Annotated in this window: 16 protein-coding genes and 1 pseudogene; 4 read left to right on the top strand and 13 right to left on the bottom strand. The window is 65.5% G+C overall.

Annotated elements, in window-relative coordinates:
* Positions 1–10: 10 nt before the first annotated feature.
* The 6 genes from Q0897_RS02250 to rpsB form a co-directional block, all read right to left on the bottom strand.
* Positions 11–730: a phosphatidate cytidylyltransferase gene (locus Q0897_RS02250; protein ID WP_299307279.1), complete on the bottom strand. Its 720-nt coding sequence runs from the start codon at positions 728–730 to the stop codon at positions 11–13.
* Between the two features lies 1 nt (position 731).
* Complete coding sequence (gene uppS / locus Q0897_RS02245; RefSeq protein ID WP_299307278.1) at positions 732–1457, bottom strand: polyprenyl diphosphate synthase; 726 nt, start codon at positions 1455–1457, stop codon at positions 732–734.
* Positions 1454–2011, bottom strand: coding sequence for a ribosome recycling factor (frr, locus tag Q0897_RS02240; RefSeq protein ID WP_299307277.1), 558 nt, complete (start codon positions 2009–2011; stop codon positions 1454–1456). The genes uppS and frr overlap by 4 nt, the downstream gene beginning before the upstream one ends.
* 42 nt (positions 2012–2053) lie before the next feature.
* Positions 2054–2776 carry a UMP kinase gene (gene pyrH / locus Q0897_RS02235; protein WP_202083995.1) on the bottom strand — a complete coding sequence of 241 codons (723 nt, stop codon included), beginning with the start codon at positions 2774–2776 and terminating at the stop codon, positions 2054–2056.
* 157 nt (positions 2777–2933) lie between these two features.
* Positions 2934–3860: a translation elongation factor Ts gene (gene tsf, locus Q0897_RS02230; protein ID WP_299307276.1), complete on the bottom strand. Its 927-nt coding sequence runs from the start codon at positions 3858–3860 to the stop codon at positions 2934–2936.
* A gap of 112 nt (positions 3861–3972) precedes the next feature.
* Positions 3973–4725, bottom strand: coding sequence for a 30S ribosomal protein S2 (gene rpsB / locus Q0897_RS02225; protein WP_299307275.1), 753 nt, complete (start codon positions 4723–4725; stop codon positions 3973–3975).
* A gap of 372 nt (positions 4726–5097) precedes the next feature.
* Here rpsB and Q0897_RS02220 point away from each other — a divergent pair, with 372 nt between their 5' ends.
* A complete protein-coding gene (locus Q0897_RS02220; RefSeq protein WP_299307274.1) occupies positions 5098–5331 on the top strand; it encodes a hypothetical protein in 234 nt (77 codons plus the stop codon).
* Here the strand turns inward: Q0897_RS02220 and Q0897_RS02215 are convergent.
* The 6 genes from Q0897_RS02215 to Q0897_RS02190 all read right to left on the bottom strand — a co-directional run bounded on the left by Q0897_RS02215 (position 5306) and on the right by Q0897_RS02190 (position 10703).
* On the bottom strand, positions 5306–6079 hold the full coding sequence (locus tag Q0897_RS02215) for a phosphatidylcholine/phosphatidylserine synthase (RefSeq protein ID WP_299307574.1): 774 nt from the start codon (positions 6077–6079) through the stop codon (positions 5306–5308). The genes Q0897_RS02220 and Q0897_RS02215 overlap by 26 nt on opposite strands.
* A gap of 47 nt (positions 6080–6126) precedes the next feature.
* Entirely contained in the window at positions 6127–6876 is a 750-nt protein-coding gene (locus tag Q0897_RS02210) for a phosphatidylserine decarboxylase (protein WP_299307273.1), read from the bottom strand.
* Positions 6877–6947: 71 nt separating this feature from the next.
* Entirely contained in the window at positions 6948–7406 is a 459-nt protein-coding gene (locus Q0897_RS02205; protein WP_299307272.1) for a GNAT family N-acetyltransferase, read from the bottom strand.
* Positions 7407–7419: 13 nt separating this feature from the next.
* On the bottom strand, positions 7420–9234 hold the full coding sequence (gene cobT, locus Q0897_RS02200) for a cobaltochelatase subunit CobT (RefSeq protein ID WP_299307271.1): 1815 nt from the start codon (positions 9232–9234) through the stop codon (positions 7420–7422).
* Positions 9235–9246: 12 nt separating this feature from the next.
* Positions 9247–9900 carry a fructose-6-phosphate aldolase gene (gene fsa, locus Q0897_RS02195; protein ID WP_299307270.1) on the bottom strand — a complete coding sequence of 218 codons (654 nt, stop codon included), beginning with the start codon at positions 9898–9900 and terminating at the stop codon, positions 9247–9249.
* A 95-nt stretch (positions 9901–9995) separates the two neighbouring features.
* Complete coding sequence (locus Q0897_RS02190; protein WP_299307269.1) at positions 9996–10703, bottom strand: DUF4197 family protein; 708 nt, start codon at positions 10701–10703, stop codon at positions 9996–9998.
* Positions 10704–10806: 103 nt separating this feature from the next.
* Here Q0897_RS02190 and Q0897_RS02185 point away from each other — a divergent pair, with 103 nt between their 5' ends.
* From Q0897_RS02185 to Q0897_RS02175, 3 genes are read left to right on the top strand one after another with little or no spacing between them, the layout of a single operon-like run.
* Positions 10807–13017: a primosomal protein N' gene (locus Q0897_RS02185; protein ID WP_299307268.1), complete on the top strand. Its 2211-nt coding sequence runs from the start codon at positions 10807–10809 to the stop codon at positions 13015–13017.
* A gap of 17 nt (positions 13018–13034) precedes the next feature.
* Positions 13035–13667, top strand: a complete 633-nt coding sequence (locus tag Q0897_RS02180; RefSeq protein ID WP_299307267.1) for a glutathione S-transferase family protein — start codon at positions 13035–13037, stop codon at positions 13665–13667.
* Between the two features lie 7 nt (positions 13668–13674).
* Positions 13675–15243, top strand: a complete 1569-nt coding sequence (locus Q0897_RS02175; protein WP_299307266.1) for a cryptochrome/photolyase family protein — start codon at positions 13675–13677, stop codon at positions 15241–15243.
* Here the strand turns inward: Q0897_RS02175 and Q0897_RS02170 are convergent.
* Positions 15240–15764, bottom strand: a pseudogene (locus Q0897_RS02170) (methylated-DNA--[protein]-cysteine S-methyltransferase); the annotation flags it as partial. The gene Q0897_RS02175 and the pseudogene Q0897_RS02170 sit on opposite strands and share 4 nt — an antisense overlap.
* Between the last annotated feature and the right edge of the window lie 37 nt (positions 15765–15801).

The following is a 15801-nucleotide window of genomic DNA, read 5'->3' as shown; positions in this document are numbered from 1 at the left end:
CCACAGGCGTCTATAACACGATTTCGTGCAGAAGGCCGATGAGCAGCAGCACCGGCAACATGCCGTCGGTCCGGTCGAACAGCCCGCCATGGCCGGGGATCAGTGTGGAGCTGTCCTTCACCTTGGCCCGCCGTTTCATCCAGCTTTCGAAGAAGTCGCCGGCCTGCGCCGACACGGCCAGCACCGCCCCGATCAGCGCGGCCAGCGCGAAATCGGTCGCGCCGAGCCCGTGCGTCGCGTTCCCGCTCGTGAGCGAGGCCGCCAGCGAACCGATGAAGGCCAGCCCGAAACAGCACCATGCCGCCGCCCCGATCATGCCGCCGACCAGCCCGGCCCAGGTTTTCGACGGGCTGATCCGCGGGGCGATCTTCGGCCCGCCGATCGCGCGCCCGGTGAAATAGGCGCCCGTGTCGGTCATCACCGTCACGCCCAGCGCGAATACGAACAGCCACGCATCCATCGCCACCGCGAGCCACGCCGCGGTCCCGATATAGAACGCGCCCGCCACCAGCCACAGCAGCGCGGCGGAAAACCGCAATTGCCACCGCCGGACGAGCCTTTGCCATTCCCAGAGCGTCACGCCCGCGACCGCAATGATCAGCAGGTCGAGCACCCAGCCCCCCTGCCACAATGCAAAGGCGGCGATGGCCAGCATGATGATGGCGCTCGCCGCGCGCACGGGAAGGTCGGTCTTGCGCCGCCCCTCGGGCCGGACGGCGGGGGATTTCATCTCACCGTCCGCCAAAACGACGCTCCCGCCCGGCAAATTGCGCGACCGCCTGCCGCAAATGATCGACGGTGAAATCGGGCCACAACACGTCGGTAAAGCACAATTCGGCATAGGCCGATTGCCACAACAGGAAATTGGACAGCCGGATTTCCCCCGACGTGCGGATGAGCAGGTCGAGCGGCGGCATGTCCGCCGTGTCGAGATGGGCGGCGAGCGTATGCTCGGTAATCTCGCCCTGCGCGGCGGCAGCGCGGGCGGCGCGCACGATTTCCTGCTGCCCCCCGTAATTGAGCGCGATGGCGAGCGTCGTGCCGGTGTTGCCCGCCGTGCGCGTCAACGCCCCGTCGATCAATGCGACCGCTTCCTCGTCGAATGCGGAATGGTCGCCGATGATCTTCAACCGGACGCCATTCGCGGCGATCTCGTCGAGGTCGGAGCGGATGAAATGCTTCATCAACCGGGTGAGATCGTCGATCTCCTCCGCCGGACGCCGCCAGTTCTCCGAACTGAACGCATAAAGCGTGAGCGCCTCGATCCCCATGTCCCGCACCCCGCGCAGCAGGTTGCGGACCGCCTCCACCCCGCGCTTGTGCCCCATGGCGCGCGGCAAATGGCGTTTCCTGGCCCAGCGCCCGTTGCCATCCATGATGATGGCGACATGGCGCGGGCCGTCCGGACCGCCCGCCGCGTGCGCGACCGGCTGGGATCGTGGCGCGCTGGCGCTCACTGGCTCATGATTTCCTTTTCCTTCGCCTCGGACGCCCTGTCGACTTCGGCGATGTGGGTATCGGTCATCTTCTGGACCTCATCCTCGAGCCGCTTGCGGTCGTCCTCGGAGATTTCCTTCTTCTTCTCGTCGGTCTTGAGCGCTTCCATGCCGTCGCGGCGCACGTTGCGGATCGCGATCTTCGCGCCTTCTGCATATTTGCCGGCGAGCTTCGCCAGCTCCTTGCGGCGCTCCTCGGTCAGGTCGGGGATCGGCAGGCGGATGTTCTGCCCGTCGACCATCGGGTTGAGACCGAGGCCCGCCGAACGGATCGCCTTTTCAACGGGCGTCATGTTCGATTTGTCCCAGACCTGCACGCTCAACATGCGGGGATCGGGCGCCGAAACGGTGGCCACCTGGTTCAATGGCATGTTCGCGCCATACACCTCGACCACGACGGGATCGAGCAGCGTCGTATTCGCACGGCCCGTGCGCAGGCCGGCAAGATCGCTCTTCAGCGAATCCACGGCGCCGTTCATCCGGCGTTCCAGGTCGGCCTTGTCATATTTGGGCATCGTCTTGATTCCTCTCTTGGATTCTCGGCGGGGGTGCGGGCCTTAGGCCGCCTCGCCCACGATGGTCTGCGTGCCTTCGCCGGCGAGCACGCGGGCAAGATTGCCGCGCTCGCGGATGGAGAACACGATGATGGGGATCTGGTTGTCGCGGCACAGTGCGACCGCGGACGCGTCCATCACCTTCAGATTGTCGGCCAGAACGCGGTCGTAGCCGACCTGGTCGTAACGGGTGGCGTTCGCGTCCTTCTTCGGGTCGGCGTCGTACACGCCGTCCACGCTGGTGCCCTTGAACAAGGCGTGACAGTTCATCTCGGCCGCGCGCAGGGCCGCACCGGAATCGGTGGTGAAATACGGGCTGCCGACACCGGCGGCGAAAATGACCACGCGCCCCTTTTCAAGATGGCGTTCGGCGCGGCGGCGAATGACCGGCTCGCACACGGCGTCCATTTGAATCGCGGATTGCACGCGGGTCGATACGCCCAGCTTTTCGAGGCTGCTCTGCATCGCGAGCGCATTCATCACTGTCGCGAGCATGCCCATGTAATCGGCCTGCGCGCGGTCCATCCCCTTGGCCGCGCCCGCCATCCCGCGAAAGATATTGCCCCCGCCGATGACGAGACAGATTTCGAGCCCCGTATTCTTGGCCGCGACCACCTCTTCGGCGAGGCGATCGACATATTCGGTGTCGATGCCGAATTGCTGATTGCCCATCAATACCTCGCCCGAAAGCTTGAGAAGGATGCGCTTATATTGGGGTAGGGCCATGGGAAGGACGGGTTCCGCTCGATTCTGGGGTGAAGCCGGTCCTTAACCCCACCGCCGCCTTCGCGCAAAGGGAAAGCCGGGCCGCAATCGGCGCGGGCACGAAAAAGGGCCGGGAGCGCAATGCCCCAGCCCTCTTGCGTTCGGACAAAAGCGGCGATCAGACGCCGGCGGCGGCAGCCACCTCGGCGGCGAAGTCGCTCTCTTCCTTCTCGATGCCTTCGCCGAGCTGGAAGCGGACGAAATCCTTGAGCACGATCTTCGTGCCCGCATCCTTGCCGGCCTTCTCGACGACCTGTGCGACGGGCGTCTTGTTGTCCATCACGAAAACCTGGCTGAGCAGCGCGTTTTCCTTGGCGAACTTGGCGACGGCACCCTCGACCATCTTTTCCTGCACGTTTTCGGGCTTGCCGCTCTCGGCAGCCTTCTCGCGCGCGATGGCACGTTCACGCTCGATCACCTCGGCGTCGAGGTCGTCGGCGGTGAGCGCCTGCGGAAACGCGGCGGCGATGTGCATGGCCAGCTGCTTGCCCAGCGGTTCGAGAACGTCGGCACCCGCATCGCTTTCGAGCGCGACCAGCACGCCGATCTTGCCGAGGCCGTCGGCCACCGCATTGTGCATGTAGGGCACGACGACGCCGTTCGACACCTGCACCGTCTTCATGCGGCGGATCGACTGGTTCTCGCCGATGGTGGCGATATTGTTGGTGAGCTTGTCCTGCACCGAACCGCCATCGGGATACGCGGCGGATTTCAGCGTCTCGACATCGTCGCCGTCGGTCTTCAGGCCGAGCTCGGTAACCTTGCGCACGAAATCCTGGAACTGGTCGTTCTTGGCGACGAAATCGGTTTCGGAGTTCACTTCGACGGCGACGCCGCGCGTGCCTTCGACCGCGACACCGACGAGGCCCTCGGCCGCGGTACGGCTGGACTTCTTCTGCGCGGCGGCAAGACCCTTCGCGCGCAGGAAGTCGACGGCGCCTTCGATATCGCCGCCGGTCTCTTCCAGAGCCTTCTTGCAATCCATCATGCCCGCGCCGGTCTTTTCGCGCAGGTTCTTCACATCAGCAGCGGTATAAGCAGCCATGGCGTTTACCCTCTTAATAAAATGATGCGCCGCCGGGGCGCCTGACGACGGTCCCCGGCGGGCTGAAACATGAATGCGTCAGGGCGATGACCGCCCCGACGTCATTGTAAAATCAGGCGGTCGCGTCTTCGGCGACCGGCTCATCCATCGCGCCGATGTCGGCACCCGAATCGGCGATACCCTTGGCATTGCCTTTCGTGGCGGCCTCTGCAATCGCGTCGCAATACAGGCGCACGGCGCGGCTGGCGTCATCGTTCGCCGGGATCGGGAACGCGATGCCCGAGGGATCGACATTGGTGTCGAGCACGGCGACCACCGGAATGCCGAGCACGTTGGCTTCCTTGATGGCGAGTTCCTCGACATTGGCGTCGATCACGAACATCACGTCGGGAATGCCGCCCATGTCGCGAATGCCGCCGAGCGACATTTCAAGCTTGTCGCGCTTGCGCGTCATGTCGAGGATTTCCTTCTTGGTCAGCCCGGACGTGTCGCCCGAAAGCTGCTCCTCGATGGTCTTCAGCTTCTTGATCGACTTCGAAATCGTCTGCCAGTTGGTGAGCATCCCGCCCAGCCAGCGGTGGTTGACGAAATACTGGCCGCTCGCCAGCGCCGCTTCGCGAATCGGGTCCTGCGCCTGGCGCTTGGTGCCGACAAAGAGCACCTTGCCGCCGGCCTGCACGGTCGAGGATACGAAATCCAGCGCGCGCTGAAACAGCGGAACGGTCTGCGACAGGTCGATGATGTGAACACCGTTGCGGGCGCCGAAGATATACGGCTTCATCCGCGGGTTCCAGCGGTGGGTCTGGTGGCCGAAATGCGCGCCGGCCTCGATCAATTGCTGCATGGTGACGCCAGTGGACGCCATAGGGAATTCCTTTCCGGTTGAGCCTCTGGCCAGCGGGAACCGGGGCGATACGCCCGCGGCACCGGTATGTGTGCCGACCATGTGGAGTTAAGATGTCCGCGCCCCCTGCCCGTCGGCAAGAGACGCGAACGACGCGCCCTTAGCCCAATGCGCCCGCTTTGCAAAGGACAAACAGGCCGGTCGGCCCATTCGCTTTGTCGGATGCGCAATTCGCCCCGCCGCAAATTCCGCTTGACCAACGCGAACAAAAGAGGAACATTAAGGGAAAGAACGGAACGGCTTACCGAATATCCCGTTATCCACAGGATTTCGACAGGTTTGTGACAAGGTTTGTAAACACATCCCTGCCGCGATCGAACGAAGGATCAGTCCATGACACATTTCGCGACGACAGTCCTGCCTCTCCTGTTCTTCGCCCTTTGCGGCGTCGCGGGTTTCGTCATGAGCTGCAAATGGTTGAAGGATCTGGCGCCGTTGTTGCGGCATGGGGAGCCTTCCGTGTCGAAGGCCCGTGCATCGCAACCAAAGGCGCGTCCCCGGCCCGCACCGCGCAGCACGGCGCGGCGCGGCGGCCCTGCCGTCATGCCCCGGCCCGCGCTCGCCTGACCTTGCGGTAGCGCCACCAGCCCAGCGGCAAGAGCGCGAGATACACCACGCAAAGCCCGACGAGCGAAAGCCAGGGCTCCAGCATCAGCGCAACACCCAGAATACCCAGCAAGGCGATCAGCTCGATCCGAATCGACCGATCCGGCTTGATCGAGGTCCAGCTCAGCGTCGCGAGATTGGAAATCATCAGGAACGCCATCAACACGATCCAGATCGCGACGAGCACCGGATTGCGGAAGATCTCCTCTCCCGACGCCATCCACAGGTACAGCGGCAGAAACGCCAGCCCCGCCCCGACCGGCGCGGGCACTCCGGTCAGGAAGCCGGCGGATTTGTGCGGCTGTTCATCCTCGTCGATCTGCGCATTGAACCGGGCGAGGCGCAACATGCAGCACAGCGCCAGCGCCAGCGCCGCGAACCAGCCCAGCCGCGGCAATTCCTGAAGCGACCACATGAAGATGATAAGCGCGGGCGCCACGCCAAAGGACAGCGAATCGGCAAGGCTGTCGAGCTCGGCCCCGAAGCGCGATTGCGCCTTCAGCAAGCGGGCGATCCGCCCGTCGATCCCGTCGAGCAGCCCGGCGACGATCACGGCGAGAACCGCCATACCCCACAAACCATCGGTCGCGAAACGGATGCCCGTCAGGCCAAAGCACAGGGCCGCGGCGGTAATGGCATTGGGCGCCACCGCCCGCACCGAAAGCCCACGGCTCCGCCGCGAGGGCACGGCACGCTCGCCATGCGAGATGCGCGGCCCGACATCGCCGGGTTCGGCATGGCGGTCATCGTCGTGGTTCAAAGCGAAACTCCTTCGAGAAGTGGGGCATGGCCGATCATGGCGAGGACGGTTTCCCCGGCGATGGTGCTTTGCCCCATGACGACCCGCGGTTCGGTGCCGGCGGGAAGATAGACATCGACGCGGCTGCCGAACCGGATCAGGCCGATACGTTGCCCCGCCGCGACCATGTCGCCCGGTTTTACGAACGGGACGATCCGGCGCGCGATCAGACCGGCGATCTGCGTGAAGCCGACCTGCACGCCGTCCGCGCGCGCGACGAGGAAATGTTGACGCTCGTTGTCTTCGCTCGCCTTGTCGAGGTCGGCATTGACGAACTTGCCCGGAATATACGCGACCCGGCGGACCGTGCCGGCGATCGGGCTGCGGTTGATATGCACGTCGAACATGCTCATGAAAATCGAGATGCGGGTGACGGGATCGCCCGCCATGCCGCCGTGGCCCGACCCGTCGTCGACCTGCAATTCGGGTGGCGGGGGAACGCGCGCGATGAGGGTGACCAGCCCGTCTGCCGGCGCGACGATCACGTCGTCGTCCTGGGGCACGACGCGGGCGGGATCGCGGAAGAATGCCAGCACGCCGCCCGACGCGGCCACCGTCGTCCAGGCGAGGAAACTCCACCCGATGACGAAGAACAAAAGCGCGATACCCGCCGCGATCAATGCAAACTTGCGGCCTTCGGGATGCACGGGGGGCAAGGCCCACCCGGCCTCGCCACGCCCCCGGTTGTCGAGAATTTCACCTGCCATGTCCGAACGTCTAGGCGCTGCACCCGCAGGCGGCAAGCATCGCATTTTTTCGCAAGGCCCGCCCCGCGCAGTCAGATCTGCCGAACCATGCGCAGCGTTTCGGCACCATATCCCGCAGACTCGTAAAACGCGCGCGCACCCGCGTTGCTTGCAAAAACGTCGAGAGCGATCCGCTCATAACCCTTTTGCGCGGCCCAGCTTTCCGCATGTTCGACCAGCGCGCGCGCCACGCCGGTCCGCTCCTGCTCCTCCACGACGGCGAGCAGGGCGATATAGGCGCACGGTTCGTCTGGGATATCGTCCATGCCGGGCCGCACATTGACATAGCCCAGCCGCCGCCCATCGGCATCGCAGGCCACGAATGTCGCGCCGGCGTCCTCGCTTTCGTCAAATGCGGTCGCGGTGAAACGCGCCTGAAACGCGGCAACCTCGGCACGCGAATGGGCAGGTGCGACGATGACATCGATCAGGCGATCGTCGAGCGTCCGGATGAATTCGCGATCTTCGGCGCCCGAGGCGGAACGGATCACGAAAGCGGACACGTCAATCTTCTTCGAACAATCCAGCCAGCTGTTCGATCATCGTGCCGCCCAGTTGCTCTGCATCCATGATCGTGACGGCGCGGCGATAATATCGCGTGACGTCGTGCCCGATCCCGATCGCGACGAGCTGCACCGGCGATTTCTTCTCGATCCACTCGATCACCTTGCGCAGGTGCATTTCGAGATAGCCGGCGCTGTTCACGCTCAACGTGGAATCGTCGACCGGCGCGCCGTCGGAAATGACCATCATGATGCGGCGGTCTTCCGGCCGGGCGAGCAGGCGGGAATGCGCCCACAGCAAGGCCTCGCCATCGATGTTTTCCTTCAGCAATCCCTCGCGCATCATCAGGCCGAGATTGCGGCGCGCCCGGCGCCAGGGCTCATCAGCCTGCTTGTAAACGATGTGCCGCAAATCATTGAGACGACCGGGATTTTCCGGCTTCCCCTTGGCCAGCCATTGTTCGCGTGCCTGCCCGCCCTTCCACGCGCGGGTGGTAAAGCCGAGGATCTCCGTCTTCACCCCGCAGCGTTCCAGCGTGCGGGCGAGCACGTCGGCGCTGATCGCCGCGATGGAAATCGGGCGCCCCCGCATCGAGCCGGAATTGTCGATCAGCAGCGTGACGACCGTGTCCTTGAACTCCTGGTCGCGCTCCACCTTGTAGGACAAGGCCTGTCCCGGCATCGTCACAACCCGCGCCAGCCGCGCTGCGTCGAGCAGGCCTTCCTCCTGATCGAAGTCCCAGCTCCGGTTCTGCTGCGCCATCAAACGGCGTTGCAACCGATTGGCGAGCCGGGTCACGATACCCTGTAACCCCTTGAGCTGCGCGTCGAGATAGGTGCGCAGCCGGGCCAGCTCCTCTTCATCACACAGATCATGTGCGGCGACGATCTCATCGAAATCGTTGGAGAATGCCTTATAATCGAAATCGTCGGGAAGCTCGGTCCATGGCCGGTTGGGGCGCACCGGCATCATGCCGTCCTCGGCACCGTCGGCGGGGTCTGGGTCGCCCTCGCTCTCGGCCTCGCCCTCCTCCTCGCCGTCGCCTTCGGCCTCGGGATCGGCGTCGCCGGGCTGTTGATCGACGCGCATGTCCTCCTGGCTCGAATCGGACAGGTCGTCCTCTTCGTCCTGGGTTTCCTCGCCTTCCGGCTCGTCGCCCTCCTCGCCGGCTTCATCGGATTCGGGTTCGGTCGCGATCAGTTCGAGATGTTCGAGCAGGCCGATCGCCTTCTTCTGAAACTCGGACTGGTCATCCATCGCGGCGAGCAGATCGTCGAAATCGCCGCCGATGGCGCTCTCGATCTGTTCGCGGCGCAGGTCGACGCCGGCCCGCGCGGCCTGCGGCACCGCCTCCCCCGTCAGATGTTCGCGCAGCATCAGCGCCAGCGCGGTCGAAATCGGCGCATCCTCGACCCGGTCGGCGCGGCTGATCGGGTCGGTGGCCAGCCGCTTGTCCAGCGCGGCGGCGAGATTGTCGCGCATCCCGCCCATGGCATTGGCGCCCAGCGCCTCCCACCGGACCTGTTCGATCGCATCGAAAGCGGCACGCGCCATCGGCTCCGCCGGGCGGGCGCGCAGGTGCCGCTGCGCATCGTGGTAACGGCGTTTCAGCGCGTAGCTGTCGGCGACGCCCCGCGCGCTGGCGACCGGCCCGGCCTCCAGCTTGCGGCCCGGCATCGGCACGCGCACGGTGTTGCCGAGCTGCGCAGGCGCGTCGCTGGTCCAGCTGACGTCGAGTTCGGGCTCGCGCGCGACGGCACGGGTCGTGGCGGTCAGCGCGGCGCGGAACCGGTCGAGAGGGGATTCGTCTGCCAAGCCGAGGTTCTCTTAAAGTATGCTCTGGCCGGTCTTCGCCCAGTCGGCGGTGAACCCCTCAAGCCCCTTTTGCGTCAGCACGTGATCGGCCAGCGCCTTGATCACCTTGGGCGGCATGGTTGCGACATCGGCGCCGATCTTCGCCGCCTGCAGCACATGGGTCGCATGGCGGATCGACGCGGCGAGAATCTGCGTCTCGAACCCGTAATTGTCGTAGATAAGGCGCATGTCCTCGATCAGATGCATGCCGTCGATGCCATTGTCGTCGTGCCGCCCGATGAAGGGGGACACGAAGGTCGCGCCCGCTTTCGCGGCCAGCAGCGCCTGATTGGCGGAAAAGCACAGGGTGACGTTGACCATCGTGCCATCGTCGGTGAGCTTGCTACAGGTCTTCAGCCCGTCGATCGTCAGCGGCACCTTGATACACACATTGTCCGCGATCTTGCGCAGAACCTCGGCCTCGCGCATCATCGTTTCATGGTCGAGCGCGACGACCTCGGCCGACACCGGGCCATCGGTCAGGCCGCAGATTTCCTTCGTCACTTCCTTGAAATCACGGCCCGATTTCGCGATCAGCGACGGGTTGGTCGTCACCCCGTCGAGCAGTCCGGTTTCGGCCAGCTCGCGAATTTCGGCGGTGTCGGCGGTGTCGGCAAAGAATTTCATGGGTAGTGCCCTTCGCGAAAAATGCGGTCATGCGTCAAATACGAATCTGACCCCGCCTATATGCATCCCCCGCCGCCGACGCCACCCCGCCATGATCACAGCACCGCATCGCCCAGGTCGTTCAGTCCGAAGACCCGGCGGATGAGCGGATCGTTCGTGCTGTCCGGGTTTTCGCGGATATACGCCTCTTCCCGGCCGATCTGGGTCCAGATCGTATTCTCGACCTCGTCTGTGAAACGCCCCGTAACCCGTTGAATATCCACACCGGCAAGGTCGGACAGCGCCGGACCGAGCAGCGGGTCGTCGATGATCCGCATCGCATCGCGCACCTCCGGCAGCATCACGTCGATGAGCCGGCGGCCCATGCTCGCGCGCAGAAAGCCGGTCGCCGCGGTATCGCCGCCGCGGATAAGGTCGATGGCATTGCGAATGCCCACGACGCGGATCGCATCGGCGACGGCGGGCGCGGCGGCCGCGGCCCCGTCGGCCGCCACGTCATAGAGCGCGCGTGCCATCCGGTCCCGCACCAGCGAGGAACCGAGAATGCGTTCCACCGCCCCGCCGCGCACCCCGCCAAGCATCGTGCCGAGGTCGAGCGAGGCGATCTGCGTATCGTAGAATCCGCCGGGCGCCAGCATCCGGTCGAACGCATTCACGCTCGATATGGTGAGAAGCCGGCGGATCGCCTCGTCGAGGCTGAACCCGCCATAGCTGGCGCAGCCCGGCAGCGTCATCGCCGCGGCGCCCATCATGGAAAGGCCGATGAAACGGCGGCGGCTCGCGGGGGTGGTCGTCATTTCCATCGTCGGTCTTTCCTTCACCAGTCGGCCCGCTTGGTCGCCGGGCCATGCGGCGATGCTGCCGCGTTGTGTTGTGCGTTTCGGCGTCCCATATGGGGCGCGGCCCATGAACCAGACCGAAACCTCCCCCTCCGAAACGCCGCCCGCGGGGCGCGCGCGTGTCCGCCTGCTCGTCATGAACGCGGCGCTGGGGCCGCTCGACTATACCGTGCCCCCATCGCTTGACGTGGAGCCGGGGAGCGTGGTCATCGCACCGCTCGGCCCCCGGCAGGTCACGGGGATCGTGTGGGAGACGGAACGCCTTCCCGGCGCGCCGGTTCCGTTTGCGAAGCTGCGCCCGATCCTCGACGTGATGCCGGTGCCGCCGCTGTCGGCGCCGCTGCGCCGGTTGATCGAATGGACCGCCGATTATTATTGTGCCTCGATGAGCAGCGTCGCGCGCATGGCGCTGTCCTCCGGCGCGGCGCTGCGCGGCGGGGGCAGCATCACCGAATACCGGCTCACGGGCGAGGATCCGGGCCGCATGACGCCGCAGCGCGAACGTGCGCTGGACGCGCTTCAGGGCGAACAGGGCACCATTCGCGAACTGTCCGCCCTGTCCGAGGTGTCGGAGGCCGTCCTGCGCGGGCTGGTGAATGCGGGCGCGCTGGAACCGGTACAGGTGGACATCGACCGCCCCTACCCCGCCGCCGATCCGGCCCATGCGCCGCCCGCGCTCAACGATGGGCAGCAGGCGGTCGCCGACCGCTTCGTCGCCGCGGTGGCAGAGCGGCGGTTCGCGCCCTTCCTCCTCGACGGGGTGACGGGCTCGGGCAAGACCGAGGTCTATTTCGAAGCGGTGGCCGAGGCGATCCGCAGCGATCGGCAAGTGCTGGTCCTGCTCCCCGAAATCGCGCTGACCGAGAATTTCCTCAAGCGGTTCGAGGCGCGCTTTGGCGTGGCCCCGGTGGTGTGGCACTCGAACCAGAAATCGTCCGAACGGCGCCGCGCCTGGCGGCAGGTGGCGAGCGGCAGCGCACAAGTGGTGGTGGGTGCGCGTTCGGCGTTGTTCCTGCCATTTGCGCGGCTTGGCCTGATCGTCGTCGACGAAGCGCACGAGATCAGCTTCAAGCAGGACGACGGCGTGCGTTACAATGCGCGCGACGTCGCCGTGATGCGCGCCCGGTTCGAAGGTGCGCCCGTCATCCTCGCCAGCGCGACGCCCGCGCTCGAAAGCCTGCAGATGGCGGAGGCGGGCGTGTATGAAAAGCTCGACCTGCCGGCGCGGTTCGGCGGCGCGAACCTGCCCGACATCGCCATCGTCGACCTGCGCGAACAGGTCCCGCCGCGCGGCCGCTGGATCGCGCCGCCGCTGGTGGAGGCGATGCGCGAACGGCTGGACCGGGGGGAGCAGGCGCTGCTCTTCCTCAATCGGCGGGGTTATGCGCCGCTGACGCTGTGCCGCAATTGCGGGTATCGCTTTCAATGCCCGAACTGTTCGGCGTGGCTGGTCGAACACCGGCTGTCGGCGCGGCTCGCCTGTCATCATTGCGGCCACGAAGTGCCCAGCCCCGAAGCCTGCCCCGAATGCGGGGAGCGCGATTGCCTCACCGCCTGCGGCCCCGGCGTGGAGCGTATCGCCGACGAGGTCTCGCAGATTTTCCCCGAGGCGCGCACCGCCGTCGTCACCTCCGACACGCTGTCGAATCCGGAAAAGATCGGCGCCTTCGTCGATGCCGCGCATGCCGGGGCGATCGACGTGATCGTCGGCACGCAGCTCGTCACCAAGGGCTATCATTTTCCCGAACTCACGCTCGTCGGGGTGATCGACGCGGATCTCGGCCTCGAAGGGGGCGACCTGCGCGCCGCCGAACGCTCGTATCAACAGATCGCGCAGGTCGCGGGCCGGGCTGGCCGCGCGAAAAAAGCGGGCGAGGTGATGATCCAGACCCGCCACCCCGAAGCCCCCGTCATTGCCGCGCTTGCAGCCGGCGACCGCGATGCGTTCTATGCCGCGGAGACGGAGGCACGCCGCCATGCGGGCGCCCCGCCCTTTGGCCGGTGGGCCGCGATCATCGTGTCGAGCGAGGACGAGGCCGAAGCCCGCGATGCGGCCCGCGCCATCGGCGGCGCCGCGCCGCGCATGGACGATCTCGCCGTGTATGGCCCCGCGCCCGCGCCGCTGTCGCTTTTACGCAATCGTTACCGTTATCGCCTATTGATCTACGCGAGGCGGAGCGCGGCATTGCAGGATACGCTCCGGAACTGGCTCGGCTCGCTTGCATTTCCATCGGGCGTTCGGGTCGGCATCGACATCGACCCGTATAGTTTTGTCTGAACTGCGAAAGGCGTACATTGCTCACTGTCCATCATCTCGGCGTGTCCCAGTCCGAGCGGGTCATCTGGCTATGCGAGGAAATCGGGCTTCCGTACCGGATGGTGCGACACGAACGGCGGGAGGATAACAAGCTCGCCCCCGAAGCGCTCAAGACCATCCATCCCATGGGCCTCGCCCCCGTGATCGAGGATGACGGCCGGATCCTCGGCGAAAGCGCGGCAATCTGCCAGTATATCGACGCGCGTTACAACGATGGCGCGCTGACGCCGCAACCGGACGATCCCGATTACGTCGATTTCCTTTACTGGTTTCATTTCGCCAACGGCACGCTGATGCCGAACATGTACATGGAGGCGGTGGTCGTCATGGCCGATCTGGAGGAGCCGCCCTTCTTCTTCGTCGACCGGAAACGCCGGTCCTGGTCCATGCTGGAAAAGCGGCTGGGCGAGGCGCCGTTTTTCGCAGGCGAGCGGCTGACGCTGGCCGACATCATGATCGTTTTCGTCATGACCACGGGGCGCATGTTCATCAATTTCGACCTCGACACATGCCCCAATGCCCGTGCCTATCTGCGCCGGATCGGGGAACGCCCCGCCTATCGCGCCGCCATGGCCAAGGCGGAGCCGGGTTTTCGCCCCATGCTGGACTGATCCGCGGGTGCCCGTTCTCGTCCCCGTACTGGGCGATCAGCTTTCGCCCGGCCTCGCCTCCCTGCGCGATTGCGACAAGGGCGACACCGTGGTCCTGTTGATGGAGGTGCGCGAGGAGTGCACCTATGTGAAGCATCACAAGCAGAAGATCGCGCTGATCCTGTCCGCGATGCGCCATTTTGCGGAAAGCTTGCGCAGCGATGGCTGGACCGTCGATTACGTCGAACTGTGCGACCCCGACAATACGGGAAGCCTGACCGGCGAAATCATGCGTGCGGCAGAGAGGCACGATGCCGATCTGGTGCGGGTGGTGGAGCCGGGGGAATGGCGGCTCGACAAGGCGTTCAAGGGATTGATGGGCCCGCTCCCCTGCGAGATGGAGATCGTGCCCGACGACCGCTATCTGTGTTCCATCCCCGAATTCATCGGCTGGGCACAGGGGCGCGGCGAATTGCGCATGGAATATTTCTATCGCGAGATGCGGCGCAACACCGGCCTGCTCATGGAAGAAGCGGACGGCGATGCCGCGCCCGAACCGGCGGGCGGCAAATGGAACTACGACCACGAGAATCGGGCCGGTCCCGACGATTCGATGGAACCACCCCCGGCCCCAAAATTTGCGCCCGACGCGACCACGCGCGCGGTGATCGCCATGGTGGAGCGGGAGTTTCCCGACCATTTCGGCACCACCGACGGCTTCGCTTGGCCCGTCACCGCGGACGAGGCGGAGAAGGCCGTGGATGCATTCATCGCCGACCGCCTGCCCCTTTTCGGGAAGTATCAGGACGCGATGGTGCATGGCGAGGACGATCTGTTCCACTCGCTGCTCTCAACCTCGATCAATCTCAGCCTGCTCGACCCCGTGGCGGTGTGCCGCCGGGCGGAGGCGGCGTATGACGCGGGCGACGCGCCCCTGAACGCGGTGGAGGGGTTCATCCGGCAGATCATCGGCTGGCGCGAATATATCCGCGGCATGTACTGGCTCGAAATGCCGGAGCTGGCCGAGGCGAACGCATTGGACGCGGACCGGCCGCTGCCCGAATTCTACTGGACCGGCGAGACGGACATGCGATGCATCGACGATTGCGTGCGCTCGACCCGGGACAATGCCCATGCCCATCATATTCAGCGGCTGATGATCCTCGGCAATTTCGCACTCATCGCCGGGATCGTGCCGCAGGATGTCGAGGACTGGTTCCTCGTCGTCTATGCCGATGCGTATGAATGGGTGGAATTGCCGAACGTGGCCGCGATGGCGCTCTGGGCGGACAAGGGGCGGCTCGCATCGAAACCCTATGCCGCGGGGGGCAATTACATCAACAAGATGTCGGACTATTGCCGCGATTGCCATTATTCGGTGTCGAAGAAAACGGGCGAAGGCGCCTGTCCGTTCAACGCGCTTTACTGGCATTTCATGGTGCGCAACCGGCGATTGCTGGAGCGCAACAACCGCGTCGCCCGCGTCTATTCGACATGGGACCGGATGAAGGAGGAACGGCGGGACGAATACATGGCCAGCGCCGACGCGTTTCTGGAAACCCTCGCACCCGCGCGCGCGGGATGGGCGCGGGATTAGAAGGTCAGCCCCTCACGCCGCAGCAGTTCCCGCTTGATCGCCGGACCATACTCGTAACCGCCCAGCGCCCCGTCCGCCCGCACGACCCGGTGGCACGGGATCAGCACCGCCACCCGGTTGGCGCCATTGGCCCGGCCGACCGCGCGCGATGCCCCCGCCTGCCCCAGCCCGGCGGCAAGCGCACCATAGGACCGCGTCTCGCCCGCCGGAATATCGCGAAGCGCCTGCCACACGCGCTTTTGAAAGACCGTCCCGCCGGTATCGAGCGGAATATCCGCCACGCCGCCCGGCGATTCGACCGCCGCCACCACGCGCGCGAGAAGCGGGGCGAAATCCTCCCCCCCTTCGACGAGATCGGCCCGGGGAAAAAGCGTTGCGAGATCCTCGCGCCCCTTGCCGAACGCCACACGGCAAACGCCCGCATCGCTCGCCGCGACCAGAACGTCGCCCACCGCGGTCGGCGCCCTGCCCCAGCGGATCGTCACGCCCGCGCCGCCATCCGTCCATGCCGATTGAGTCATCGTTTCGCTCCTTGCCCGATGGCGGCGATCCTACCCG

The organism is uncultured Croceicoccus sp. (assembly GCF_947496385.1).
GTDB lineage: Bacteria > Pseudomonadota > Alphaproteobacteria > Sphingomonadales > Sphingomonadaceae > Croceicoccus.
This window is presented reverse-complemented; position numbering and strand designations above follow the sequence as displayed.